This window comes from Streptomyces sp. NPDC053069 (genome assembly GCF_044546895.1).
Lineage (GTDB): Bacteria > Actinomycetota > Actinomycetes > Streptomycetales > Streptomycetaceae > Streptomyces.
Genome location: NZ_JBITZN010000012.1, coordinates 190,698 through 216,145 on the forward strand (window position 1 = coordinate 190,698; position 25,448 = coordinate 216,145).

The 25,448-nt window shown below is 70.9% G+C and carries 18 protein-coding genes; 3 read left to right on the forward strand and 15 right to left on the reverse strand.

All coding sequences use genetic code 11. The features are described 5' to 3' along the window. Positions 1-35: 35 nt before the first annotated feature. The 7 genes from ACIGXP_RS26935 to ACIGXP_RS26965 all read right to left on the reverse strand — a co-directional run bounded on the left by ACIGXP_RS26935 (position 36) and on the right by ACIGXP_RS26965 (position 12,989). Positions 36-3,017 carry an ATP-binding cassette domain-containing protein gene (locus tag ACIGXP_RS26935; protein WP_399772413.1) on the reverse strand — a complete coding sequence of 994 codons (2,982 nt, stop codon included), beginning with the start codon at positions 3,015-3,017 and terminating at the stop codon, positions 36-38. A 163-nt stretch (positions 3,018-3,180) separates the two neighbouring features. Next, positions 3,181-3,939 carry an NUDIX hydrolase gene (locus tag ACIGXP_RS26940; protein ID WP_363216993.1) on the reverse strand — a complete coding sequence of 253 codons (759 nt, stop codon included), beginning with the start codon at positions 3,937-3,939 and terminating at the stop codon, positions 3,181-3,183. A 128-nt stretch (positions 3,940-4,067) separates the two neighbouring features. Then, entirely contained in the window at positions 4,068-6,245 is a 2,178-nt protein-coding gene (locus tag ACIGXP_RS26945) for a glycogen debranching N-terminal domain-containing protein (RefSeq protein WP_399772417.1), read from the reverse strand. A 467-nt stretch (positions 6,246-6,712) separates the two neighbouring features. Next, positions 6,713-8,275 (reverse strand): DUF4192 domain-containing protein, encoded by a 1,563-nt coding sequence (locus ACIGXP_RS26950; protein WP_399772420.1) that lies wholly within the window; start codon positions 8,273-8,275, stop codon positions 6,713-6,715. A gap of 255 nt (positions 8,276-8,530) precedes the next feature. Further along, positions 8,531-10,072, reverse strand: a complete 1,542-nt coding sequence (locus ACIGXP_RS26955; protein WP_399772423.1) for a hypothetical protein — start codon at positions 10,070-10,072, stop codon at positions 8,531-8,533. 156 nt (positions 10,073-10,228) lie between these two features. Beyond that, complete coding sequence (locus ACIGXP_RS26960; RefSeq protein ID WP_399772426.1) at positions 10,229-11,623, reverse strand: SufS family cysteine desulfurase; 1,395 nt, start codon at positions 11,621-11,623, stop codon at positions 10,229-10,231. Continuing rightward, complete coding sequence (locus ACIGXP_RS26965; RefSeq protein WP_363216998.1) at positions 11,610-12,989, reverse strand: family 2B encapsulin nanocompartment shell protein; 1,380 nt, start codon at positions 12,987-12,989, stop codon at positions 11,610-11,612. Before ACIGXP_RS26965 ends, ACIGXP_RS26960 begins: the two co-directional genes overlap by 14 nt. 317 nt (positions 12,990-13,306) lie before the next feature. Here ACIGXP_RS26965 and ACIGXP_RS26970 point away from each other — a divergent pair, with 317 nt between their 5' ends. Continuing rightward, positions 13,307-13,780 carry a GNAT family N-acetyltransferase gene (locus tag ACIGXP_RS26970; protein ID WP_363216999.1) on the forward strand — a complete coding sequence of 158 codons (474 nt, stop codon included), beginning with the start codon at positions 13,307-13,309 and terminating at the stop codon, positions 13,778-13,780. A 51-nt stretch (positions 13,781-13,831) separates the two neighbouring features. Here the strand turns inward: ACIGXP_RS26970 and ACIGXP_RS26975 are convergent, their stop codons facing one another. Beyond that, positions 13,832-15,991, reverse strand: coding sequence for a RecQ family ATP-dependent DNA helicase (locus ACIGXP_RS26975; RefSeq protein WP_399772430.1), 2,160 nt, complete (start codon positions 15,989-15,991; stop codon positions 13,832-13,834). Between the two features lie 326 nt (positions 15,992-16,317). Here ACIGXP_RS26975 and ACIGXP_RS26980 point away from each other — a divergent pair, with 326 nt between their 5' ends. Continuing rightward, positions 16,318-16,938 (forward strand): hypothetical protein, encoded by a 621-nt coding sequence (locus ACIGXP_RS26980; RefSeq protein WP_399772433.1) that lies wholly within the window; start codon positions 16,318-16,320, stop codon positions 16,936-16,938. Positions 16,939-17,402: 464 nt separating this feature from the next. Here the strand turns inward: ACIGXP_RS26980 and ACIGXP_RS26985 are convergent, their stop codons facing one another. The 6 genes from ACIGXP_RS26985 to ACIGXP_RS27010 form a co-directional block, all read right to left on the reverse strand. Beyond that, positions 17,403-18,035, reverse strand: a complete 633-nt coding sequence (locus ACIGXP_RS26985; RefSeq protein ID WP_363217003.1) for a hypothetical protein — start codon at positions 18,033-18,035, stop codon at positions 17,403-17,405. A 68-nt stretch (positions 18,036-18,103) separates the two neighbouring features. Beyond that, positions 18,104-18,805: a ribonuclease HII gene (locus tag ACIGXP_RS26990; protein ID WP_363217004.1), complete on the reverse strand. Its 702-nt coding sequence runs from the start codon at positions 18,803-18,805 to the stop codon at positions 18,104-18,106. 81 nt (positions 18,806-18,886) lie between these two features. Then, entirely contained in the window at positions 18,887-19,105 is a 219-nt protein-coding gene (locus ACIGXP_RS26995) for a hypothetical protein (RefSeq protein ID WP_399772437.1), read from the reverse strand. A gap of 361 nt (positions 19,106-19,466) precedes the next feature. Then, positions 19,467-20,372: an ADP-ribosylglycohydrolase family protein gene (locus ACIGXP_RS27000; protein WP_363217006.1), complete on the reverse strand. Its 906-nt coding sequence runs from the start codon at positions 20,370-20,372 to the stop codon at positions 19,467-19,469. 12 nt (positions 20,373-20,384) lie between these two features. Continuing rightward, the gene (locus tag ACIGXP_RS27005; protein WP_363217007.1) at positions 20,385-21,044 is read right to left on the reverse strand and encodes a histidine phosphatase family protein; all 660 of its coding nucleotides are present in this window, start codon (positions 21,042-21,044) and stop codon (positions 20,385-20,387) included. A gap of 98 nt (positions 21,045-21,142) precedes the next feature. After that, a complete protein-coding gene (locus tag ACIGXP_RS27010) occupies positions 21,143-21,748 on the reverse strand; it encodes a YdbC family protein (RefSeq protein WP_363217009.1) in 606 nt (201 codons plus the stop codon). 154 nt (positions 21,749-21,902) lie between these two features. On the opposite strand from ACIGXP_RS27010, the gene ACIGXP_RS27015 reads away from it, so the two are divergent. Beyond that, entirely contained in the window at positions 21,903-22,433 is a 531-nt protein-coding gene (locus ACIGXP_RS27015; RefSeq protein WP_399772441.1) for a TerD family protein, read from the forward strand. A gap of 59 nt (positions 22,434-22,492) precedes the next feature. On the opposite strand, the gene ACIGXP_RS27020 is transcribed toward ACIGXP_RS27015, so the two are convergent. Continuing rightward, a complete protein-coding gene (locus tag ACIGXP_RS27020) occupies positions 22,493-25,387 on the reverse strand; it encodes a vitamin B12-dependent ribonucleotide reductase (RefSeq protein WP_399772444.1) in 2,895 nt (964 codons plus the stop codon). Positions 25,388-25,448 lie beyond the last annotated feature (61 nt).

Consider the following 25,448-nt stretch of genomic DNA (forward strand, 5'->3'; position numbering starts at 1 on the left):
TGCACACGGCGGGATCGGAAGTGCGCTCATGCTCGTCACCGGAACCTGGTGCGCAGCGACGTGAACAGATACGCGCACAGCAGTGCCGACAGCGACAACGCCAGTGCGCTTCCCACAGGTTGGGCGAGCACACGCACCAGCCCGAGCAGGTAACGCTCGCCGCCGAAGGGCCACTGCAGCAGGTGGACCTCCCGCATCCGCACCGGGAACCCGGCCGTCGTGTGCAGGGCCGGCCCCCGCATCACCTCGTGCACGAGGGGGACGACGACAACGGGCACGGCGAGTACGGCCGCCAGGCCGCCCGTGGTGGACCGGAACACACCGGCGGCCAGCACACCGGCCCAGGCGCAGCCGACGACCAGACCGAACCAACTGGCGGTCAGCGAAAGCCAGTCGGCGGGAACTTGCGTCAGCTCCCGTCCGTAGACGATGTAGAGCGCTTCGGCGTCGCAGCCGACGGTGAGGAAGGCCAGCATCGTCGCGGTGGCTCCGGAGACGAGCAGTTTCGCGGTGAGCAGCCCCAGCCGGCGGGGCACGGTGCCGCGGTCCGCCGCGAGGGCGGGGTGGCGGAACTCGTCCCCGAATGCCAGCGCACCGAGCAGCCCCGCCGCGAGGGCCGCGGGGGGCAGCGGAAGTTCCCGCGGCCACGCGCCGAACAGCCGCGCCTGCGGGGTGTGCCCGAGCCTGGCCAGCAGTACGGCGGTGAGCGCGGACACCACCAGTGCGACACCACAGGTGAGGAAGCCGACGCCGATGCCGGTGGCGCGCCGGATCTCGTAGCGCAGGGGGCGGAGGGGGCTGGGGGCGGGGCGGACGGAGATGGGGGGCGGGAGCGGGGGCAGGGCGTCGAGGGTGCCGTCGGGTCGGGCGGTGCGCGCGGAGTGCGGTTGACCGTTGCCGGGATTCCTGGCGCCGGGGAGGAGGGTGCGGAGGGCAGTGATACCGCGGAACGGGACGCTCGTGCCGCCGGTCCGCGGTGCCTGGCCCGCCGAGATCGCATCGCGCCGGGTGCTCACCGTGGTCGCGGCTTCGGCGGTCCGGCTGCCGGGGGCTCCAGCGAGCGCCTCGACGGGGAAACGAACGGTTCCGTCTTCGCCGGGCGTGCCCTCGCCGATGGACCCCTCGCCGCCATCGGACGCGTTCCCGCCGCCGGACGCGTTGTGTCCGAGGGGCACGTCCACGCCGTCTGACCCGTCCACGCCGTCCGGCTCGACGCCGCCGGGCGCCGGCCCGCCGGCTTTCGTGACGGTGTCGTCAGGCGACGCGCCCTCGGTCGCCACCGGAGCCGTGGTCCCTGCCGGCTCAGCACCCGTCCGGGAGTCGGATGCCTCTCCGAGCGGCGCCACCTCCCCGCTGAGGGCCTGCGCCGTGTCGCCCGACAGGGGTTCTTCGTCCGAGGAGGCCGGGGGTTCTTCATACGAGGAGACGTCGGCTGCCTCCCCGAACGACGGCACCTCGACCCCGAGAGCCCGCTCCCCCTGCCCCGACGGGGGTTCTTCCTCCACCGACCGTTCTTCGCCGACGGAGCCGCCGGGTACTGCCCGCCGCGGCGTCGAGGTGTCTGCTGGGGCGTCCTCGCGGCTCTCCACCGAGAAGCCGAACGGCATGGTGCCCCGTTCTCTCGCCGAGGCACCCGGCGCTGTGCCGCCCGGTGCTGCCGACGAGGGGCCGAACAGCACAGCGGACTGCTCCGGCGCGGAGGAGCCGAGCGTCGACACACCCGACTCCGCCGACGACGAGCCGGGCGCCGGGGAGTGTGACGCCGACACCGCCACACCGAGCCCTGAGACGCCCGACTCCGCCTTCGGCAAGTCGCACACGGCCGTCTCGGGCTCCAGCATCGGCAACCCACGCACGACCGGCTCCGGTACCACCGGCGAAGGGCCCGGCATGGCGGCCCGGTCCCGCTCCACCGCCGGATCCTTCTCCGCCTCCACGCCCGTCTCCCCCGGCGGGACGGCACCCAGTCCCGCGCCGGCACCCGCTGCACCTGACTCCCCTGCCGGAAAGCCGCTCACAGTCGCCTCGGGCTCCGCCGGTGATGAGTCCGACCTGGCGGCCTGGTCCCCATCCGCCGCCGGATCCTGCGCCGCCGCGCCCGCCTCCCCCGACACGGGGATGCCGGGTCCGGCACCCGCACCCGGGCCCATGTCACCCACTTCGTCGGCGAGTTGGTGGATGAGGATGCCGTGGCGGAACGCCGCCTCGCCGACGTCGGCGGTCGAGGAGCCGTACACCGAGAGACGGTTGCCGCCCTCGTGTACGACTTCGACGGAGCGGCGGCCGGTACGGGCCTCCTTGGTGAGGAGAGCCGCGAGTCGCGCTGCGTGCGGGCTGCGGACGGCCACACGCGGACGCAGCCGGGTACGGCTGAACTCCCGCGCGTCCTGGTCGGCCACGAGTCTGCCGCCATCGAGGGTGACGACCCGGTCGGCCGTGCGCGCGGCTTCCTTGGGATCGGCGGAGGTGAAGAGCACGGTGCCGCCCTGCTCGGCGTGGGCTCGCAGCATGCCGTGCACCCACTGCGCCTCACGGGCGGAGAGCCCGTCGGTGGGTTCGTCCAGGACGAGCGTGTGCGGGTCGGGCAGCAGGGCGCAGGCCAGGCCGAGTCTGCGGTCCATACCGCGCGAGAGCGTGCCGAGGCGCTCCTCGCGGAGGCTGACGAGGCCGACCGTTTCGAGGACCTCGTCGGCCCGTCGGGCGGGAACTCCCGAGGCCGCGCACAACATGCGCAGATGGCCACGTACCGAGCGGGCCGGATGTCCCGGTACGTCACCGAGGAGCACGCCGACTTCCCGTGCCGGATGGGCGATCCGGTGCAGGGGCCGCCCTCTGAAGTAGGTGATGCCGCGCCCCTGTTGAAGCTCGAGCATCAGTCTGAGCGCCGTCGTCTTGCCCGCGCCGACGCCGCCGAGGAGCACGGTGACATCCCCCGCACGCGCTTCGAAGGAGACGTCGTCGACGGCGGGCGGGTGCGCCTTGCGGGGATTGCTGGTCAGTCCGAAGGCATGGATCACCTGCAGCAAGATAGCGCGCCATGTCCGGTTTTTCCGGTATAACCCGATCTGCTATCGCGTGCAATGCGGACCGAACCCGTTTGCGTCCGCCGTTCGACGGAGCCCGGCTCGGCATGTGCACTCGTCCCGCGGACGGTCCGGGCGGGCCGGTGGCCTGTACGCCTCAGACCTCGGGGCGCAGCATCGGCGGGTTGAGCAGGGTGGCGCCACCGGCCCGGAAGAGCTGCGCCGGCCGGCCACCCTGGCGCGTGGTCGTTCCTCCGGTGGGTACGAGGAAGCCAGGGGTTCCGGTGACCTTGCGATGGAAGTTGCGCGGATCGAGCGCCACCCCCCACACCGCCTCGTACACTCTGCGCAGCTCGCCGACGGTGAACTCGCTCGGGCAGAACGCGGTGGCCAGCGACGAGTACTCGATCTTGGACCGGGCCCGTTCCACCCCGTCGGCGAGGATCTGGGCGTGGTCGAAGGCGAGTGGCGCCACGGGCTCGCCGTCGCGGCCGTAACCGCCCTGCTGGAGCAGTTCCTCGACCGGTGCCCAGCGCGCGTTGCTGGCGTCGCCGCCCGCCCGCGGGGCGGGCAGGTCGGGCGCGAGTGCGAGGTGCGCGACACTCACCACACGCATACGCGGGTCCCGCTTGGGGTCGCCATAGGTGGCGAGCTGTTCGAGGTGGGCCCCGTTGTCCTGGGCCGGAGCCTCCGGATCGTGTGCGGACAGCCCGGTCTCCTCGGCGAGCTCACGCGCCGCCGCCTGGGTGAGATCCTCGTCGGCCCGTACGAAACCGCCGGGCAGCGCCCAGCGCCCTTGGAACGGTGGCTCGCCCCTGCGGATCGCCAGCGCGCACAGGGCATGGCGGCGCACGGTCAGCACGACCAGGTCCACGGTGACGGCGAAGGGCGGAAAGGCTGACGGGTCGTAGGGCATGCGGCGATCATAGTCGTCTGCCTGACGATAAACACTCCCTCCGCCGGGCGCATCGACGGGTTCCGCTTCGTTCCGGTACGGGGCGCACTGCCGGCACCCGTTCTTCGTTCCGGCGGCGTCGTACGAGGTCACACTCCCAGTTGCAGGCCGTCCGCCGCCTCCTCGACCATGGCGAGCCCCAGCCGGCCGACCCGCACGGCGAACGGCGCACCGGCGACCCGCAGCCCGGTCAGGACGAGTTCGCCGAGCGGCGCGCTCCGCACCGGGCACAGGGTGACCGTGCGGGCGGGGGTGTCGGGGCGGATACCCGCGAGCGAGGTGAGCATCATGATCACAGACGCTGCCGCGGTGGCCGCCGGCCGGCAGGCCGCGGGGTGCGCAAGGGGCGCGCTCCCGGTGGTGCGCTGCTCACCGGCGAACATCTCCGGCAGCCGGTGGCCGAAGTGTTCCCCCGCGTCCAGCAGTCCTCTCAGCAGGCCGCCCGCTTCCTTCTCGTAGCCGGCGGCGGCCAGCCCGGCGATGGCGAGGGCGGTGTCGTGCACCCGGACGGCTCCGGTCCGGTGGCCGAACGGGTTGTGTCCCGCCTCCTTGGCGCCGAGACCGCGCAGCCCCCAGCCCGCGTCCATGGCGGGGGTGCCGAGCAGCCGCGCGAGGTGTTCGGTCTGTACGGGGTCGAGCAGGCCCGGGGCGAGTCGGCCGGAGCCGAGCAGGCCGGTGTCGAGGAGGTGAACGGTGGTGGAGCCGAGGTGCGGCATGGGGCGGCCGTCCGGTGCCAGGGCTGCGACCGGACGTCCGCCGCCGCGGTCCGCGACCCAGAATTCGGCTCGGAAGGCCGCCTGCAAGGCCCGGGCCCACTGGCGCAACTCGACGGCGCCGGGCCGGCCGTACGCGTCCAGAAGATCGGCGCCGAGCAGGGCCGCCCGATACGCGTGTGCCTGCGTCTCGCAGCGCGCCGGGCCGCCGGGCTGGGGGTCGTGAAGGTAGGGGCCGTCGCCGGCGGTGGCCCGCAGCCAGGCGAGACAGCGTTCTGCCGCGGGCAGCAGCTCCCTCGTCTCCTGCTCGGGCAGCCCCCAGCGGCGGGCCTCGGCGAGCAGGACGGGGAAGAGCAGCGTGGCCTCCGTGCCCGTGCATCCCGGCGGAAGAAGCGGGCCGGCGTCGCGTCGTGGTCCGGGGATCATGCCGGGCCGTGGGCTCCGGTCCGGGAGCTGGGTGCGGGCCAGGGTGCGCAGCGTGCCGGCGGCGAGCCGGGTGCCGAGCGGCAGCGCCATGCGGGCCGCCGCCAGGGCCTCGGCGGGGGCCAGCCCGCAGCGCCAGGGCGCCCCCGCCGCGAGGTGCGTGTCGGCGGGGTGGGCGGGGTCGCGCAGAAGCAGGCCCTGGAGGTCGGCCACCGCCGCGCGCAGCAGCGGAGCCACTCGGTGATCGTCGCCTGTCGCCCCGGCGGGAGCGAATGGGGCCGTGGCATGGCCCGCCGTCCGCAGCGGACCCCCACCGTCGAGCCGTACCCGGAGCTCCACTGCTGCCGTGCCGCCCGGCGGCACGTCCAGTTCCCAGCGCAGCAGCCCGGCTGACGCGAGCGCGTCGGAGGGCGGCGGGTCGGCGGTGACGGAGGCGGCGGCACCGGCGGTGGCCCAGCGCAGGCCCGAGTCGTGGACGGTGGCCGGGAGTTCGGGCCCTGTCCTGCCGGAGGCGATGGTGCCGAGCTCGGCGAGGTCCGTACCGAGGGCGATTTCGAGGGGCAGCTTCAGCGGTCGTGCGGCGGCGTTGCGCAGCGTGATCCGTTCGGTTCCGTCGGCACGTCGGGTCCGCTCGACCACGACATCCGGATCGGGACCCGCAGAGGGGGAAGCGCGTAGTGTTCCCACGAATCGGGCACTGTCGGCACCGGTCATCCTGGCCTGCACGGCCAGCGGTTCGCGGCCGGCCACGCGGACCTGACACCGCGAGAGCAGACGCCTGCCGCCTCGGTAGAACCCGTCCAGCCCCTGGCCGGCCAGCTGCCCGTCGCCCGAGACGGCGAGGCCGGGCAGAGCGACGCAGATCAAGGCGGCATGGGCCGGCGGCAGCTCGGGCGCGGTTCGGTTGCCCCTCGGTGTGCGCACCGGCGGGGCTGCGGTGGGCCGGCTGCCGCGGCCGGGGGCCGGTGGCCTTGCGTGACCTGTCGCGGCCTTCGGCCCGGGGCTCTGGGCTGAGGCCGGGGCACCGACCGTGCGCCGCGCCGTGGCGGCACCGTCCGCCGGGAACCAGTCGCGACTGTCCCAGGGCGGACGTTCGTCGACGATGGAGGGCGGAGTCGGCTGCTGGTGCATGGGATGGCTTCCTCTGCGCTCGGTGCGCCTGTGCCGTGCTGGGCGACCGGGGGGACGCCCCGGAGAACAAGGGTCGTACGGCGGCAGGGCCCGTCCAGGCGTTCCGCCACTCAGGTGAACGGGGGGAATGTCGTCCGGGTCACGGCCGGTCTCGGGGAAGCCGGCTTTACGGCGGCGTGGGAGGGCGGTGGTGCCGTTCAGGACGGTGGTGAACCGCTGCCGCCAACACACGCGCGACGGACCGTCGCATGCGGCCCGAGCGGTCGAGCGTGCCCGGTGGGCCCGGCCGGCCCAGCGGACCGCCAGCGTGCCGGCGTCACGGCAGCCGCACCGGCTCACACCCGAGCGGTTCCGCGGGGACCTCCCGGGGCGTGCGCCGCATCCCGCGGATGTCGGTGACGGGCTGTGTGTCTTGCTCACGCAGACCTGCTGGACCGGGGGTCCGCCCGCGCGCCCCCGCACGACGCTCACCCTTCCTCCTGGAACTTGTGGCGGTCACTTCCCGACGGTGCAGCGCCGGCCGTGGTGGAGCCCGGCTCCGCCGCCCGCGTGCGCGTGCCGCTGTGGCCCCGGCTGCCGGGGCGCGCGGACGCCGCTGCCGAGGGGCGCGGGCGGGAGCCGGGCGGCCTCCGGCGGCCGCCCGTGGAGCCGGCCGCGCGAAGGGCGTCATTTCCGTCGGCGGATCGCACACGGCGCCGTCGGCGTGTGCCCGTTCCGCGGATCTCCTCGGGGCCCTCGCCGTCCGCACCGGCGCTCGCGCCGGGGGTCGCGCCGGGGGTCGCGTCCTCGGTTGCCGGGAGCGCGACCCGAGCGGCTTTCCCCTCCGGACACGGCTCTGCGGCGCTCTCCGCCTGCGCACGCCCCGCGCGCAGGCAGCGGCGGATGGATTCCGGGTCGATGCCGTCGTTGCAGGCCTGGTGAAGCAGCCGGGCGAACAGATAGTCGGGATCCGCGCCCAGTGCCATGGCCAGCGCCTCGCGGGCCTCCAACTCGTCACCCGTGGACCAGGCCACCCAGCCGGCCAGGGTCAGCGGGGCCGCGGCGTGCTCGCCGTAGGGGCCGACGCAACGGCGGGCCAGGGCGCGCCAGAGGCGCAGAGCGGGAGCCGCCTCGTCGTCCTCCATCCAAACGGCCGCCCGGTCGCGGGTCGTGCGGTCCTGGAGTCCGAGGATCAGCGTCGCCGCCTCGTCGTGTGTCAGGAGGCCGTCGTCACGCAGGTCCGCCGGGTGGGTGCCGGACACCGGTGCGGCGGCGGCGAAACGGCGGATGAGCTGCTCGGCGAGGCCCAGGGTCTCCTCCGCCACTTCGGCGCGGGAACCCTCGTCGAGAATGCGGGGCACCAGGCTCATCCCGGCCGCGTCGAGGGCGATCTCCTGCTCCAGGGCCGCGGTCGTCTCCCAGGGCTGCAGCCTGGCGCGCAACTCCCGGAGGGTGCCGCGCACTTGTACGCCGGCGTAGGTGGCCGCGGCGGCCAGCACGGATGTGCCGGGAAGACCCATCGGCGAGCCGTCCTCGGGGCAGCAGCCCTCGATCGGGCAGCAGTAGGACCAGAAACGGCCGTCGGAGATGCACAGTGCCTCGATGACCGGCACGTGGAGGTCCCCGCACTGGGTGCGCAGGAGGTGGGCCAGCCGCTGCAGCCGGCGTTTGACGTCGCGGCCGGACTCGCCCGGGGCGGGTTCCTGGCAGACGTAGGCCACCATCTGCTCCGGCCGGGCGCCTCGTCGTTCGCTGCCGGTCACCAGTCCCTGGGCCAGCTGGCGTGCGGCCGCCTCCCAGTCCTCCTCGTTGGCGGGGATGCCGAGCCGGGCCCGGCCGCCGAACCTGCCCTGGCCTTCGCGGTCGTGCAGGGCCACCAGCACCATGCTGTCCTCCGGGCGGTAGCCGAGGAGGTAGGGCAGGGCGTCGGCCAGTTCGGCGGGGGTGCGCAGCGTGACCTGGGTGTCATGCGCGGACAGGTCGGTGAACGGCTCCCGTCCCGAGATGTCGCTGTTTTCGAACGGTCCGGTGGATTCGCTGTGATTCGTCATGCGCCGACGATCTCGCGGATTGCGAGGTTCCGGTTGCCCCTGTGGATAAGTGGGGCCAGGGACACGACAAGGCCGTCGCGGTTGTCCACACCCCGCGCCCGTAGCCCGCCCGCTTGCCGGTCCCGTCCTGTTGCATGGAACGCATGGAACGCATGGAACACACGATCCGTAAGGCCTGCGGGCCAGGACACCTGCTGTGCGCCTCCGCCCTGTCCCGGAGGCACAGGGCGGAGAGAGCCCGTGGGACGAACGGGCTCAGTCAGGCAGGTGCCGCCCGACGTGTCCTACGACAAGGACACGTTCGTCCTCGTCGATGTACCAGTAGATACGCAGGCACTGATCGCGACTCGTCGCTTCGTCGACCTTCAGATGTGCCTCGAGAAGAACTGTCCCGTCCTTGTACTTCACCTCGTAGTGGCGCCGGGTCTTTCGGGCGTGCGCAGCCGGATTGAGCGCGGAGTAGCCGTAGCCGAGTCCGCCGAAATATTCTCCGAACGGCTTCCCGAGCGTGTTGGTGCTCCAGCGGCGGCCTGCCTCGGCCACGTCCAGAAGCGCGCGGTAGAGCTTTTCCGGGTCCTTGTACGACGCGAACTCCCTGACGCTCTTGTCCGCGCGAGGAAGCAGAACCAGATCGTCACCGATCTTTGCTTTCGCGCGTTCATATGCTGCATAGACAGACAGGGACGAAACATCATCCTCCTCTGTCCCGGCGGGCGAACCAGGCTCGGCGGACGAAGATTTCGAGTGCCGCGCAACCAACGCGTACTGCTCCCGCATGCCTTCCAGCCGGGCTTTGGCCTCGGCCTCGGCCCTTCGGGCCTCGTCCCGCTCGGTCTTGTACCGCAGCAGATCGGCCTCGATGCCTCTGAGGTACGGCTCCGCCCACGCCGGCAGTTCACCAGTTTCTGTCATGGCTTTACGCCGCGCGATCCGCACCCACTCGATGACCGGATTCTCCGGTACGGTCGCCGCACCCACCGAGCCGAGCCAGCGCCTGAGCTCGCCGACCAGGCTCTCCCCGCCCGACAGCAACCGGCTGGGAGTCCACAGCTTGTGCTCGTACGGATTGGCCTCGATGCTGAACTGCGGCCAGTAAAGACGCACGGCGCCCTGCCACACGGAGCGGGACGGTCCGAGCTGTTCGGTGAGTGCCTGGGACGCCAGGTGAGTCGAGATCACGACGACATGTGCGAGACCGGCCAGTTCCCTGGCGAGTTCCTTCAGGTCGACGAGTGGGCGCCCGGTGGTGGGGTAATTGGTCACGGCGACCACGGGCAGGGCGCGTTGCTGGTTCGTCAGAAAGGAAACCAGTGAGGAGACGTCACCGGCGCGAATCACCCGGTACTCAGGAGACACACGCTGCCCCGCGTCACTGACCTGGAATTCACGCAGCAGTGTCCGGACGATCGCCGGCGCGCTGAACTGGTAGACGGGCCTGCTGAGCTGGAAGTCCCGGCCACCTTGCTGGACCCCGATGCGCACCGTGGCACAGACCTCGTCCTCCTGGGTCGCAAGCGCAATGTCGAGGGTGAACTGTATGGAAGCGTCGTCGGCTCCTGGGCGCTCCCAGACGTACCGCAGGCCCGCAGGATCCTCGTCCTCCTCAAGCGGAAAGCGGGACGTCCTTACTGTGTGACCACTGGGCGTTTCCACTTCCTGCTGCCGAAGTTGCTCCGGCGACAGCCCACTTGGGCGCGCGATCCATTCCCGGACAAGAATGCCGGCGCGTTCCAGGGTATTCGCAATGGATCCCTTCTCGCCGTTCAGCACCAACTGGCAGGCATACAGCTCGCGCATGAATCCCCCCTCAGGACACACGGATGGGCCTGAGGTCCATCATCCCCGTCATCGCCCCCTGGATACCCGGGAAACTGCGGGCCTGCCCGTACGCCCTTGGCCGGGGTCGTACGGGCAGGCCCGTCAGTCCTGTCCGGGATCACCGGGGGTCCGGCCTCAGGCGGCCTGCAGCCCCAGCAGCGACGTCACCAGCCGGTCCACCTCCTCCCTCGTGTTGTACAGCGCCAGCGACGCACGAGCCGCCGCATCGAGGCCGTAGTGGGCCAGGGCCGGCTGGGCGCAGTGGTGGCCGGCCCGGACGGCGATGCCCTCGCCGTCCAGCCAGTCGGCGATCTCTGTCGGAGTGTGACCGGGCAGGGTGAAGGTCAGTACGCCGATCCGTTCGGCCAACGGGCCGAGCAGATCGAGGCCGGGGACCTGGGCCAGGGCCTGCTGCGCATAGGCCATCAGCTGCGTCTCGTAGTCCGCCACCGCCTTGCGGTCGAAGGCCGTCAGCCAGTTGAGGGCGGACATCAGGCCGGCCACGCCGGAGATGTGGCCGGTGCCGGCCTCGAAGCGGTGAGGGACCGGGGCGTACGTCGTACGGTCGAAACTCACCGACTCGATCATGTTGCCGCCCGACTGCCACGGCGCCATGGTCTGGAGTATCTCCGGCTTGGCGTACAGGGCGCCGATGCCCGTGGGGCCGTAGATCTTGTGGCCGGAGAAGGTGTAGAAGTCGGCGTCCAGGTCCTGCACGTCGACGGGAAAGTGTGCCACCGCCTGTGCCCCGTCGACCAGCACCTTCGCCTGGTAGCGGTGGGCCAGCGCCGTCATCTCCCGCACCGGTGGCACGGTGCCGAGGACGTTCGAGGCGTGGCTGATGACCACGAGCCTGGTCCGTACGGAGAGCAGATCGGCGTACGCGTCCTGGTCGATGCTGCCGTCCGGCCGCAGGGGCACGGGTACGACGCGCGCCCGTGTCTGCTTGGCGATCAACTGCCAGGGCACGATGTTCGCGTGGTGCTCCAGCACCGGCACCAGGATGTCGTCCCCGGGGCCGAGGCCGGCGCGCCCCCAGCTCTGTGCGACCAGGTTGATCGCCTCGGTCGTTCCCCGGGTGAAGACGATGCTCTCGGGGGCGGGCGCGCCCAGGAACTGCGCGACCGCGGCCCGGCCCGCCTCGTACATCTCCGTGGCCTCGCGCGCCATGGTGTGCGCGCCCCGGTGGATGTTCGAGTTGGCGGAAGCGTAGAACGCCGCCAGCGTCTCGATCACCTGACGGGGCTTCTGCGTGGTGGCGCCGTTGTCCAGCCAGATCAGCGGGCGACCGTTGACCGTCCGGTGCAGGATCGGCACGTCACGGCGGGCCGCTTCGGGCGAGAAGCCCTGGGAGGCGCCGGACGGCCGGGGAGTCATGGCTTGACCCGTGAGCCCCGGAACCCCGTTCGGGTCCGGAGCGGTCAGGCCCGGGGCGGTCGCAGCGGTCGGGCCCGGGGCAGTCACAGCGGTCAGGCCCGGTGCTGTCAGGCCGGTCAGGCCGGTGGATCCGGTGACGTCAGGAGTAGTCATGGTACTTGGACACCTCGACGTTCTGGAGCACCGCGAGCGCGTCCTCCACCAGCACCGCCGCGTTGAAGTACGCCGTCATCAGGTACGACGTGATGCCCTTCTGGTCCACGCCCATGTTCTTCATCGCCAGGCCCGGCTCGACCTCGTCCGCCACCTTCGACGGCCGCAGGCCCACCACACCCTGCTCCGCCTCGCCCAGCCTCATCAGCAGGATCTCGGTCGTACCCACACCGGCGCCCCCGGAGAACCGCACCTTGTCCGACGGCAACAGCGGCACTCCGCGCCAGGTCAGCAGCGGGCTGCCGAAGCGGTTCTCGATCACCGGGGGCACGCCCCGGCGCGTACATTCGCGGCCGAACGCCGCGATCGCCTTCGGGTGGGCGAGGAAGTACGCGGGCTGCTTCCACACCCGCGTCAGAAGCTCGTCCAGGTCGTCGGGGGTCGGCGCGCCGGTGCGCGTCTGTACGCGCTGCCCAGGGGCGACGTTGTTGAAGAGCCCGAACTCCGGGTGGTACAGCATCGAGGCTTCCTGCCGCTCGCGCAGGGCGTGAACGGTGAGGTTGGCCTGGGCCCGCGTCTGGTCGATCGGCCCGTTGTAGAGGTCGGAGACGCGTGTGTGGACACGCAGCACGGTCTGCGCGAGCGTCATGTGGTACTCGCGGGGCGTGTCCTCGTAGTCGACGTACGTCCCCGGCAGGTCCGGCTCGCCGTCGTGTCCCGCGGTGAGGTCGACGGGGACCTCGGCACCGGCCATGACGTCGGCGCCGGCGACGTACGCGTCCACCGCACCGCGTAAGGTCTCGTCCCGCTCGCTGAGCCGGGCCAGTTCCGAGCGCTGCAGACAGAGGGCGACGCCGGCGGTCAGCGCCTGTACCCGGTACGGCATGGCTTCGGCGCGGGTCCACAGGGCGAGGTCGAAGAACTGGCCGTCGCCGATGACGTCGAGGAGCGCGTCCGCGCCGTACTGCCCGGTCGCCCGCTTCTCCGCGCGCCCGTGCACGATCACCCACAACCGGTCGGCCGGGGCACCCTCCTGGGCCAGCACCTCGCCCGGTTCGAAGGACACCTGCGTGAACGCGCCGGCCAGTTCCTCCAGCAGCGTGTCGTCCGCCTCGCGCAGGTACGGCACTTCGCGGAGGTCACCCGCGATGACGCGCGGCGTGTCGCCGTCGGTCGTGCTGATGCGGTCGTCGCCCAGGACGTACGTACGGCGCCGGTTGACCCGGTAGACGCCGGACTCGACGTCCACCCAGGGCAGCGCACGCAGCAGATAGCGCGGTGTGATGCCGCGCATCTGCGGTGTCGTCTTGGTCGTGTTGGCGAGTTGCCGTGCGGCATCCGGGCCGAGGCTCAACCGCTCGCTCATGAGAACTCCTCGCAGGTAGGGCGTTGGACGAGGAGCGATCGTCTTCCCGTCGGCAGATTCATCACAAGAGGGCATTTATATGCTGATGGCAGGAATTGCCCTCCGGACACCGCTTCGGGAGTCGCACCCACACCCGAGCAGCCTTCGTCTTCGCAGGTCGCGGCGTGCGAGGGTGACGGGGAATTTCTATCGATCCACGGGGCAGCCGCGCCTCCGAATCGTCCATAGAGGGCCGAATTTCACCTCATATGAATCCTTTGTGAATCCCAAAGGGACGATTATTTACGCCGCTTGACCCAAGCTGCTCGACGCCTGCCATGATCGTCATCATGGGCATACAGATCGTGGCGGCCACGACGGCTGACTTCCACCAGGTCCTGGCCGATCACCCTCGCTACTGGGGCGAACGCGATCTCCGGTCTCTGCACCTTCTGGCACTGGTGCAGGAGTTCGGTTCGACCTGCCTGGTCGCCCGGGCCGAGGACGGGATCCACGGATACATCTTCGGGTTCGTCACTCCGAACGGCACCGGATACGTGCATCTCATCGCCACGCGGGACGACGCCCGGGGCACCGGGCTCGGGAGTCGTCTGTACTCCGCTTTCGCCGAGGCCGCGGAGCGTCAGGGGGCACGGCAGCTGAAGGCGATCACGTCCATCGAGAACACCGGCTCGATCGCCTTCCACCGCGGTCTCGGCTTCGACGCCGAGGTCGTCGACGACTACAACGGCCCCGGCCGGGCCATGGTCGTCTTCCACCGGGTCCTGCCGCTCGACGTCCTGCGGTCCTGACCGGCCGGCCCTCACCCGCAGTCGCCCCTGCCTTCGAGAGGAGATCCGAGCTCAGCCTGCTGCGGCAAGGACCAACGGAAGGACCTGTCCACTGCCCGCCTGTCGCAGCAGGCGGGCAGCGACGGCAAGGGTCCAGCCCGAGTCGGTGTAGTCGTCCACGAGGAGAACCGGGCCGGGAGAGCGCACCAAGGCGCCGGCCAGGTCGTCGGAGACGGTGAAGGCACGGGACAGCACCCGGAGACGTTGGGCGGAGTTGCTGCGCCGTGCCGCCTGCGCGCCGCCCTCCCCCGTGTACGTCAGGGTGCCCAGGAACGGCAGGCGGCCGACGGTCGCGATCCCCTGGGCAAGGGAACCCACCAGCTGCGGACGGGCCAGCGACGGTACGGCGACGACTCCGACCGGCCGGGGGGAGGCGTCCGGGGCGTTCGGTGCCCAGCCGCCCGGGGAGCGCGCCCAGTCGGCGAGGACCGCCACCGCGGCCCGCAGGACGTCATCGGGGACCGGAGCGTCGGGCGCGTTCTCGGCCAGCAACGGGCGCAGCCGGTTGCCCCAGCCGATGTCCGACAGCCGCCCCAGGGCACGCCCCGTCGAGCACTGCTCCCTGGCAGGGATACGGCCCTTGAGGTCGATGCCGAGCGCGGGCATCCCCGTCGGCCACATCCGGCGCGGCTCCACCTCCACCCCCGGCCGGTCCAGCTCCTTCACGGCCCCTGTCAACGCCTCGGCCGACACGGAGGCATCGACCCAGGCGCCGGCGCAGTTGTCGCACCGCCCGCACGGGGCCGCGCCCTCGTCATCGAGCTGCCGGCGCAGGAACTCCATCCGGCACTGGGACGTGGTCACGTAATCGCGCATGGCCTGCTGCTCGGCCGACCGCTGCCGGGCCACCCAGGCGTACCGCTCGGCGTCGTAGACCCACGGCTCGCCGGTGGAGACCCAGCCGCCCTTCACCCGCTTGACCGCGCCGTCCACGTCAAGCACCTTCAGCATGGTCTCCAGCCGGGTACGCCGCAGATCGACCGCCGCCTCCAGGGCCGGCACGGACAGTGGCCGCCCCGCGTCCGCCAGAGCCGACAGGGTCTGGCGGACCTGCGCCTCGGGCGGAAAGGCGGTATCGGCGAAGTAGCGCCAGATCGCCTCGTCCTCCTTGCCCGGCAACAGCAGCACATCGGCGTGCTCGACACCGCGGCCCGCACGCCCCACCTGCTGGTAGTAGGCGATCGGCGAGGACGGCGAACCGAGGTGCACCACGAAGCCCAGATCGGGCTTGTCGAAGCCCATCCCCAGCGCCGAGGTCGCCACCAGCGCCTTCACCCGATTCGCCAGCAAATCGGCCTCGGCCTGCAACCGGTCGGCGTTCTCCGTCTTGCCGGTGTAGGAGGCCACATTGAAGCCTCGCTGCCGCAGGAAAGCGGTGGCCTCCTCGGCCGCAGCCACCGTCAGGGCGTAGACGATCCCCGAGCCCGGCAGGTCGTCCAGATGCTCCGCCAGCCAGGCCAGCCGGTGCGCGGCATCCGGCAGCCGGACGACTCCCAGTCGCAGGCTTTCCCTCTCCAGCGAACCCCGGAGCACCAGCGCCTCACCGGCACCGGTACCCAGCTGCTCGGCCACGTCCGCGGTGACCCGCGCATTCGCGGTGGCGGTGGTGGCCAGCACCGGCACACCCGGCGGGAGGCCGGCGAGCATGGCCCGCAGCCTGCGGTAGTCGGGCCGGAAGTCGTGCCCCCAGTCCGAGATGCAATGCGCCTCGTCCACCACCAGCAGACCGGTCGTGCCCGCCAGCTTGGGCAACATCTGATCGCGGAAATCCACCGAATTGAGGCGCTCCGGACTGACCAGCAAGACATCGATCTCGCCGTGCGAGATCTCCTCGTGGATGGTCTCCCACTCCTCCGGGTTGGCCGAGTTGATCGTCCGCGCCCGGATACCGGCCCGCTCCGCCGCCTCGACCTGGTTGCGCATCAACGCCAGCAACGGAGAAACGATCACCGTCGGACCCGACCCGCGGCGACGCAGCAACGCCGTGGCCACGAAGTACACCGCCGATTTGCCCCAACCGGTGCGCTGCACCACCAGAGCACGCCGTCGCTCCTCGACCAGGGCCGCCACCGCCTGCCACTGATCCTCCCGCAACCGCGCCGAACCCCCGGGATCACCGACCAGCTCGGCAAGAATGGCGTCGGCTTCGGCGCGCAGCTCCAGATCGTCCATGTCTCCATGCAACCCGATCCCACTGACAATCAGCGAACTCACCCAGCGCGACGACCGGCTCACCAGCAGTCCACCGACCGCTCTGCAGGCACGCCCCCGCACCTCAGGCGTCATGGGTCCAACCTTTGGGTAGGGATATAAGCCACGCACCGTCGGATAACAGTCGGTGACCCCAATTGATCGTTGCCGCATCCAAGTTCGGCAGGAAGAATTGAGGTCCGCTCCCCGCACGGCTCGTCCGTGATCCGGTTGGGCTCTGCTGCGGTGCGCGGTCCCCCGTCATCCGACCTCGCCCGCAGTGTGGGCGCGTAGCCGAAGGGAGGAACGTGACCTTCGGATTCGCCTCGTCCTCGGCGGCCTCGTTGTCGACGCCCGCGTCCGCCGCCTCCGCCAGTCGCCTGCTTGAGCCGGCCGAATGGGCCGCCGCCGGAATCCCTCTGCTGCGCAACCCCCGTGAGGTCGTCAGCGGGCTGCATGCCCGCCATGGGCCGAGGCCCGCCACGGCGATCGTGGCAGTGCTCGATCCGGACGAACGGCTGTGCGCCAGCGCGTCGTTCACGCGTCGTCCGTCCCCGGCCGACGGCTGGATGTTCCGCAACGCGCTGCTCGCACAGCTGCGCCGGGTCATTCCGCACGACCTGCGGCGCCGCACCCCGGTGCGCACGGCGATACTCGTCTACTGCCGTGAGGGCGACGCGCGTTGGACGGAGGAGGACGGCGCCTGGATGTGGGGCCTGCGTGACGCCTGCACGCTGCACGGGCTGCGGTGCGGGGCGTACATCACGCTGACCCACGATGGCTGGCACGTGCTCGGCGAGGGGCGCAGCGGGCGCCGTCCCAACGCCGAGTCCGCACCGGAGCCCCTCGCCCTGTCCGAGGCCCCGCCGCTCGCGCCGCGTACCGGCGGACCGGTCTCGGACGTCCTGCGCCGCGCGGCGGCTCGCTGAGGGACGCGGCAGCGGGTCAGTGGCTTACGCCGGACCGTCTTCCGCGTCCCGGGCCGGGTCGCGCGGACAGCCGGCCGACCGCCCGCCGCGCGGGCTTCGGGGACGCCGTACGACGAGGGCCGTGCCGCGCCGGGAGACGCTGGCCCCTGCCGGGACCCGGCCGACACCTTGGGCGCGCCCGGCGGTCGTACGAGACCTGCGAGATCCGCTTCCCGGATCCCCCCGGCGCGGCTGCGCGGGCGACCCTCATGGGCCGGTCCCGCCAGGCACAGGAACGTCATCCGAGACGGGCCCTCTGCCTGGCGGCCACGGCTGCGCAACCCGATGCTTCGGTGCCTCACCAGGAAGCCGCCCCAGGAGGGGAACGGCCGACGGCCGTCCGGGCATACCGATGGCAACGCCGTGCGGATGCCGCCGGAGCGGCTCCTTCGCCGCCCCGGGTGCACCGAGGTGCGGGACGTGGCTCAGACGCCGGCGCCCAGCACCGAGTTGATCTGCTGCGGGTCGCCGCAGACGATCAGCAGGGCGCCGGCCCGGGCGTGGGCCAGCGGAAGGGCCGCGGCAGCAGCGGAGGCGGGGCCTCCGTTGACGGCCACGACGACCACGGGGCGGGACGCGGCACGGGAGGCGGTGGCGGCGTCCGCATAGAAGACGTCGTCACCGGCATCGTGCTGCGCCCAGTAGGAAGCTTCACCGAAGGACAACTCGTGCTCCGCCCACGGGTGCTGGGACCCGGTGGTGAGCACGAGTACGTCACCGGGGGCACGACCCGAGTCCAGCAGCAGGTCCACCGCCTCCTCGGCGGCGTCGAGCGCACCCTCGGCCGAGGCCGGGATCAGCTGGATCTGCGGGGTGGCCGGCGTAGCGGCGGGAGCGGCCGGACCCGACGGGCCCGGCTTGGCCGGAGCCCCGTCGCGCGGCGTGCGCTGCACCGGCGGCGTCGGCCGCGGAGGGCCGGGGCGACCGGGGCGGGACGGAGCCGCGGGGCGGGGGCCGGGTACGGGGCGGGGGGTCGGCGCGGTACGGCCGCTGGCCGGAGTGGCGCGGGGACCCTGGGCACTCTCGTGAATCTGAGGCTCCTCGGGAATGAGAGGCATGAGCTGATATTTATCAAACTTTGGTGCGGTGCGGGTGACCGGGTGGCACATCAGTGCGAGCAGAACCGTCAGAAATCGAAGCCGAGCTGACCCTCGATTTCCGGAACGCTTCCGTCCGCCCAGCTGCGGACCTTCTTGAGGTGCCGCCACTGGGGCAACGCATCAAGATACGCCCACGACAAGCGGTGGTGCGGGGTGGGCCCCCACTCCTGCAGTGCGGCCTTGTGCACGGGCGACGGATACCCGGCGTTGTCCGCAAAACCGAAGTCTGCATGGTCGATACCCAGTTCGGCCATCATTTTGTCGCGCTGGACCTTGGCTATCACCGACGCCGCGGCGACGGCCACACACGAGCGATCGCCCTTGATCACCGTGCGCACCTTCCAGGGGGCGCCGAGGTAGTCGTGCTTCCCGTCGAGGATCACGGCGTCGGGACACACCGGCAGGGCGTCCAGGGCGCGGACCGCGGCGAGTCGCAGGGCGGCCGTCATCCCCAGGTCGTCGATCTCCTCGGGGGAAGCATGCCCCAGCGCATAGGCAGTCACCCACGCCTGCAGGATGCCGGCCAGTTCCGTGCGTCGCTTGATCGTCAGCAGCTTGGAGTCGGTCAGCCCCTCCGGTGGCCGGCGGAGCCCGGTGATCGCGGCGCAGACGGTGACAGGTCCGGCCCAGGCGCCGCGTCCCACCTCGTCGACACCGGCAATGACCTTCGCTCCGGTCGTGGCGCGCAGGGAGCGCTCGACGGTGTGAGTAGGCGGTTCGTACGGCATGGCGCCCTTAGCGTACGCCGCCGGGATCGTCCCCCGACACCCCGGTCGCCCGACCTCCGCGCAGGTCACCGACGTGCGGGCTCAGCCCCCGTGGGGGCGGAGCAGCGGGAGCATCAGCCGGTCGGTCATCTCTTCAAGAGCCTGGTCGCTCCATTCGCCGGCGCACATCTTCGAGCGGTACATCGTCGCGGCTGCGACGGCATCGAAGACATAGCTGTCAGCCACATCCGACCACACCTCCTCCCCCTCCATCCCACGGATGACGACTTCACTGAGGAGCTGGACAGTCGGCTCCACCACACCTCCGACGATCACCTCGTGGAAGCACTCCGCCCGGATTCGATCGCACTCGTGAATTACTGCCGCGCCTGCCGGCACAGGGCGAGAGGGTCCTCGCGCACACTGCCGCGGGCGGGGTCCGCCGGGAGGGACATCCTCAAGTTCAGCACCACGGACCTCACTTGGGTGCTCCTGCTGTCCGCCGCCCGCAGCCGGAAAGCCGCGGAGTACGACGGGTATGAGAGGAACGGACGATGGTAACGGAGAGTTCCCGGCGGACACGGAGAGTTTTCGCGCACTGCCTGACCGGGTCCACCGCACACGGGAAGCCGTCAAGCGGGCTGCATCCGCGGGAAATGCCGAGTCCGAGGCGCCGGGCCCGTCAGGGCCCTGTCGGCACCCAGTCCGGCAGTGCCTCGACCCGCTCCGTCCATGCGGCGGGCGGAGCCCCGGCCTTGCCCGAGGCGAGCACGCCGCCCACGATCGCGCAGGTCGTGTCCACGTCGCCGCCCACCCCGGCCGTCGTCCAGAAGGCCGCCTCGAAGTCACCGAGGCTCCGCGCGGCGGACCAGAGGGCGAAGGGCACGGTGTCGTGGGCGGTCGTACGCCGTCCGCATCCCAGCACGGCCGCGACGGTGCCCGCGTCGCCGTAGTCGAGCATGTCCCGGGCACGCCGGAGTCCCTGGCCGACGGCGCTCTTCGGCACCAGGGCGATGACACCGTCGAGGAGTGACTCGGGGCTGGGCGGGCCGTCCGGCGAACCGGCGAGAGCCGCCGCCGCGGCCACGGCCATGGCGCCGACGACGGCCTCACGGTGCTGGTGGGTGGGGTAGGCCGAGATCTCAGCCTGGTGGGTCGCCTGCTCCGGATCGTCCGCGTACCAGGCACCGAGGGGCGCGATCCGCATCGCCGCTCCGTTGCCCCACGACCCCTGTCCGTTGAACAGGCCGGCGGCCAGCTCCCGCCAGTCCCCGCCCTCCCGGACCAGTCTGAGCAGACGATTGACGGCGGGGCCGTAGCCCCGGTCGAAGTCGTGGTGGTCGGCGAAGGAGCGGGCCAGCGCGTCCTGGTCGATGCGCCGGTGGGCAGCGAGTACGGCGACGACGGAGCAGGCCATCTCGGTGTCGTCGGTCCACTGCCAGGGCCCCGCGGGCAGCTCGCGTCGCTTCAGCAGGGGGTAGTGCGCGGGAACGAAGAACTGGGAGCCCAGGGCGTCCCCGACGGCCAGTCCGCGCAGGCTCGCCAGGGCGCGCTCCAGGCGTCCGGAGGAAGAGGAGTCAGCGGTCATCGCTCTGCCACTCTATCCGTTCACCCAGTAGGGAACCGGCTCACGCCAGCGTTCGAAAGGCCGGTCGAGCGTGTACTTGCCGTCGTCCCCCAGAACGAGCATCCGCATCTCGGCGTTCCCCGGATTCGCCAGCGACTCGAATTCCGCGACGGTCCAGTGGAACCAGCGCATACAGAACAGGCGCATCGCGAGACCATGCGTCACCAGGAGAACGTTCGGCGGGTGGTCCGGCGCCTCGAAGCTGCGGAACAGGCTCTCCAGGAAGCCGCCGACCCGGTCGTACACGTCGGCGCCGGACTCGCCCTGGGGGAACCGGAAGAAGAAGTGGCCGTACGCGTCGCGGTAGGCCTTCTGCAGGCGCACGTCGTCGCGGTCCTGCCAGTTCCCCCAGTCCTGTTCACGCAGCCTGGGCTCCTCCCGGACGCGTATGAGGTCGGGGTCGAGGTGGAAGGCGCGGAGCGTGTCGTGCGTCCGGCGGTAGGGGGAGACGTACACGCTCACGCGTTCCCTGCCGAAGAGTTCCCGGAGCTTCTTGCCGGTCTCCTCGGCCTGCCGCCGGCCGCGCTCGGTCAGCGCGAGGGCGTGGTCGGGTTCGCGTTCGTACACGGAGTCGTCAATGTTGCCCGTTGACTCGCCGTGCCGGACAAGGACGATGCGCCGTGGTCGTACCATGCCAAAACCCTAGATCGAACGAGGGGAGGTCGAGCACTCGTACGGCCCCATACAGCGTAGATCACACGAGTTTGCTCTTCGAACGCACGTCTGGGGCCTCAGACCGTCCAGGACGGCTCCAGGTCCACGATGTCACCGGAGAGCGCCGCCACGTCGGCCTCGGTCTGGGCGCGCAGCGCGAGGCGCTCCACGCGCTCGGTGCGGTACTTGCCGTGCTCGGCCGCGGACCGCCACATCGACAGGACCAGGAACTCCTGCTCGGGTGCCTCGGCGAACATCCCGCGGATCATCCCGGGCGATCCGGCCATCGCGGGGTTCCAGACCTTCTCCTGCATGAGTGTGAAGTGCTCGACGCGCTCCTCGTGGACCCGGCACAGGGCCACGCGGATCAGATCGGTGTCGGTGAACCGCGGCTCGAACCCCGTCTTCACATCGAAGCGGTACTCGAAGAGTTTGACATGGGCGTCCTTGAACGTGCCGGACTGGGCGGCCGCCAGGCGGTCGTGGGAGCGGGCCATGAAGGAGTCGTAGAAGGCGCGGCTCTCCCAGAAGGCGAAGATGTGCGCCACCCCCGGCCGCTGCCGGCTCCAGCCCCCACCCTGCCCCCGAAAACCCGGCTCCCCCGGAAGCCCCGCCCATTTCCGCTGCCCCCGCTCGAAACCGCGGCGGTCCACCACGGTGCAGCGAATCCACTTGACCAGCACCGCGCCATCGTAAGGCCCCACGGCGTGGCGCCGGTCACGCTCCGGCGGAGATCACCCGCGCATGTGCCCCCGCGCGCGTGGCACGATGAACAAGAAGCCCCGACTGCAGACGAGTTGGGGACTGAGGCCACCACCCGGGGGAAGGGGAAGCCTGTTGACCGGCTTCAGCAAGGGAATCAGCAAGGTGGAGGTCGGGCTCCAGTGGGACCCCAGTCCTGCGGGCCGGCCGCCCACCGATCTCGACCTCGTCGCCGCGCCGTTCCTGGCGGACGACCCGTACGGGGCCCCGGCCTATCTCGTGCACTTCGACAGCCGCTCACCGGACGGCACCATCTTCCTCAACCGGGACAGCACGGACGGCAGGGGCTTCGGCTGGGACGAGGTCATGACGCTGGAACTGGACCGGCTCGACGACCGGTACGCGCGCGTGGTGGTCGGTGTCGTCATCCAGCAGCGCTTTGAGCACAAGACATTCGCCGACGTGCTGAATCCGGCCATGCGCATCCGGGTGGACCGCTACACCGTGCTCGCCGAGGACGACTTCGGCTCGGTCCCCCGGGCGACGGCGGCCACGATCGCCGAATTCGTCCGTGACGGCTCCGGGGAGTGGACCTTCCGTCGCGGCGTGCACGGCTTCGAGGAGGACCCCGCGACCTTCACCCGGGCCATGGGCAGGGCCCACTAGCGGTAAGGGGCGCCGGCCATTGCCGACGCCCCTTACTTCACTTCAGAAACTGCGCGTCATCAGCTGCAGCCGCTGGTCGAGCCGCAGCCCTCGCAGATGTAGCAGGAACCGGCCCGCTGCATCTTCGTACCGCAGGAGAAGCACAGCGGGGCGTCGGCCTGGATGCCCAGCTGCATCTCCACCAGCTCGGCGCTGGTGTGGGCCTGCTTCGGGGCGGACTTGGCCGTCTCGACCTCGGCCTTCGGCGTGGCGACCGCCTTCAGTTCCTGGGCGCGCGGCGCGGACTGGGCCAGGCCCTCGACGTCGACCTCGTCGTCGGCCGGCTCGTAGGAACCGGTCTCCAGGTGCCGCTGACGCTCCTCGGCGGAGTGGATGCCGAGCGCGGAGCGGGTCTCGAAGGGCAGGAAGTCCAGCGCCAGGCGACGGAAGATGTAGTCGACGATCGACTGCGCCATCCGCACGTCCGGGTCGTCGGTCATGCCGGCCGGCTCGAAGCGCATGTTGGTGAACTTCGAGACGTACGTCTCCAGCGGCACGCCGTACTGGAGGCCGACCGAGACGGCGATGGAGAAGGCATCCATCATGCCCGCGAGCGTGGAGCCCTGCTTGGACATCTTCAGGAAGACCTCGCCGAGACCGTCGTCCGGGTAGGAGTTGGCGGTCATGTAGCCCTCGGCACCGCCGACCGTGAAGGACGTGGTGATCCCCGGGCGGCCCTTGGGCAGACGCTTGCGGACCGGGCGGTACTCGATGACCTTCTCGACCGTCTCGCGGATGGCCGCCTCGGCCTTCTCCGTGACCTCGGTCTTCTCCTTCTCCTTGGTCTTGGCGGAGAGCGGCTGGCCGACCTTGCAGTTGTCGCGGTAGATCGCGAGCGCCTTGACGCCCAGCTTCCAGGCCTCGAAGTAGATCTCCTCGACCTCCTCGACGGTCGCCGTCTCCGGCATGTTGACCGTCTTGGAAATGGCGCCGGAGATCCACGGCTGGATCGCGGCCATCATGCGGACGTGGCCCATCGGGGAGATGGCGCGCTCGCCCATGGCGCAGTCGAAGACCTCGTAGTGCTCGGGCTTGAGGCCGGGGGCGTCGATCACATTGCCGTGCTCGGCGATGTGGGCGACGATCGCCTCGATCTGCTCCTCCTGGTAGCCCAGGCGGCGCAGGGCCTGCGGGACGGTGCCGTTGACGATCTGCATCGAGCCGCCGCCGACCAGCTTCTTGAACTTCACCAGGGCGAGGTCGGGCTCGACGCCGGTGGTGTCGCAGGACATCGCCAGACCGATGGTGCCGGTCGGGGCGAGGACGGACGCCTGGGAGTTACGGAAACCGTTCTTCTCACCGAGACGGACGACGTCCTGCCAGGCCTCCGTGGCGGCGGCCCACACCGGGGTGTCCAGGTCGTCCATGCGGACGGCCGTGCCGTTGGCGTCCGCGTGCTGCTTCATGACGCGGTTGTGGGCATCGGCGTTGCGGGCGTAGCCGTCGTAGGTGCCGACGACCGCGGCCAGCTCGGCGGAGCGGCGGTAGGCCGTACCGGTCATCAGGGAGGTGATGGCGCCGGCGAGGGCGCGGCCGCCGTCGGAGTCGTAGGCGTGGCCGGTGGCCATCAGCAGGGCGCCGAGGTTGGCGTAGCCGATGCCGAGCTGGCGGAAGGCGCGGGTGTTCTCGCCGATCTTCTGGGTCGGGAAGTCCGCGAAGCAGATCGAGATGTCCATCGCGGTGATGACCAGCTCGACGACCTTCTGGAAGCGCTCGGTCTCGAAGGACTGGTTGCCCTTGCCGTCGTCCTTCAGGAACTTCATCAGGTTCAGCGAGGCCAGGTTGCAGGACGTGTTGTCCAGGTGCATGTACTCGCTGCACGGGTTCGACGCGGTGATCCGGCCGGACTCGGGGCAGGTGTGCCAGTTGTTGATGGTGTCGTCGTACTGGATGCCCGGGTCGGCGCAGGCCCAGGCGGCCTCGGCGATCTTGCGGAAGAGCGCCTTGGCGTCGACCTCCTCGATGACCTCACCGGTCATCCTGGCGCGCAGGCCGAACCGGCCGCCCGCCTCGACCGCCTTCATGAACTCGTCGTTCACACGGACCGAGTTGTTGGCGTTCTGGTACTGGACGGAGGTGATGTCGTCGCCGCCCAGGTCCATGTCGAAGCCCGCGTCGCGCAGGACGCGGATCTTCTCCTCTTCCTTGACCTTGGTCTCGATGAAGTCCTCGATGTCGGGGTGGTCGACGTCGAGCACGACCATCTTGGCGGCGCGGCGGGTGGCACCACCGGACTTGATGGTGCCGGCGGAGGCGTCGGCGCCGCGCATGAAGGAGACCGGGCCGGAGGCGTTGCCGCCGGAGGACAGCAGCTCCTTGGAGGAGCGGATGCGGGAGAGGTTCAGGCCGGCGCCGGAGCCGCCCTTGAAGATCATGCCCTCTTCCTTGTACCAGTCGAGGATCGACTCCATGGAGTCGTCGACGGACAGGATGAAGCAGGCGGAGACCTGCTGGGGCTGCGACGTGCCCACGTTGAACCAGACGGGGCTGTTGAAGCTGAAGATCTGGTGCAGGAGGGCGTACGCCAGCTCGTGCTCGAAGATCTCCGCGTCGGCGGGGGAGGCGAAGTACTTGTGGTCCTCACCGGCCTTCCGGTACGTCTTCACGATGCGGTCGATCAGCTGCTTGAGGCTGGTCTCGCGCTGCGGGGTGCCGACGGCACCACGGAAGTACTTGCTGGTGACGATGTTGACCGCGTTCACCGACCAGAAGTCGGGGAACTCGACGCCACGCTGCTCGAAGTTGACCGAGCCGTCGCGCCAGTTGGTCATGACGACGTCACGGCGCTCCCACGACACCTCGTCGTACGGGTGTACGCCGGGGGTGGTGTGGATGCGCTCGACACGCAGCCCCTTGGTGGCCTTGGCGCCCTTGGCTCGGGAACCTCGTGCCGGACCGCTCGCCGTCTCTGTCATGCCGCCTCCCTGTACGGGCAAAAACGCCCTGAAGTGCCCCGTTTGTTCCCGTGGCACGGTG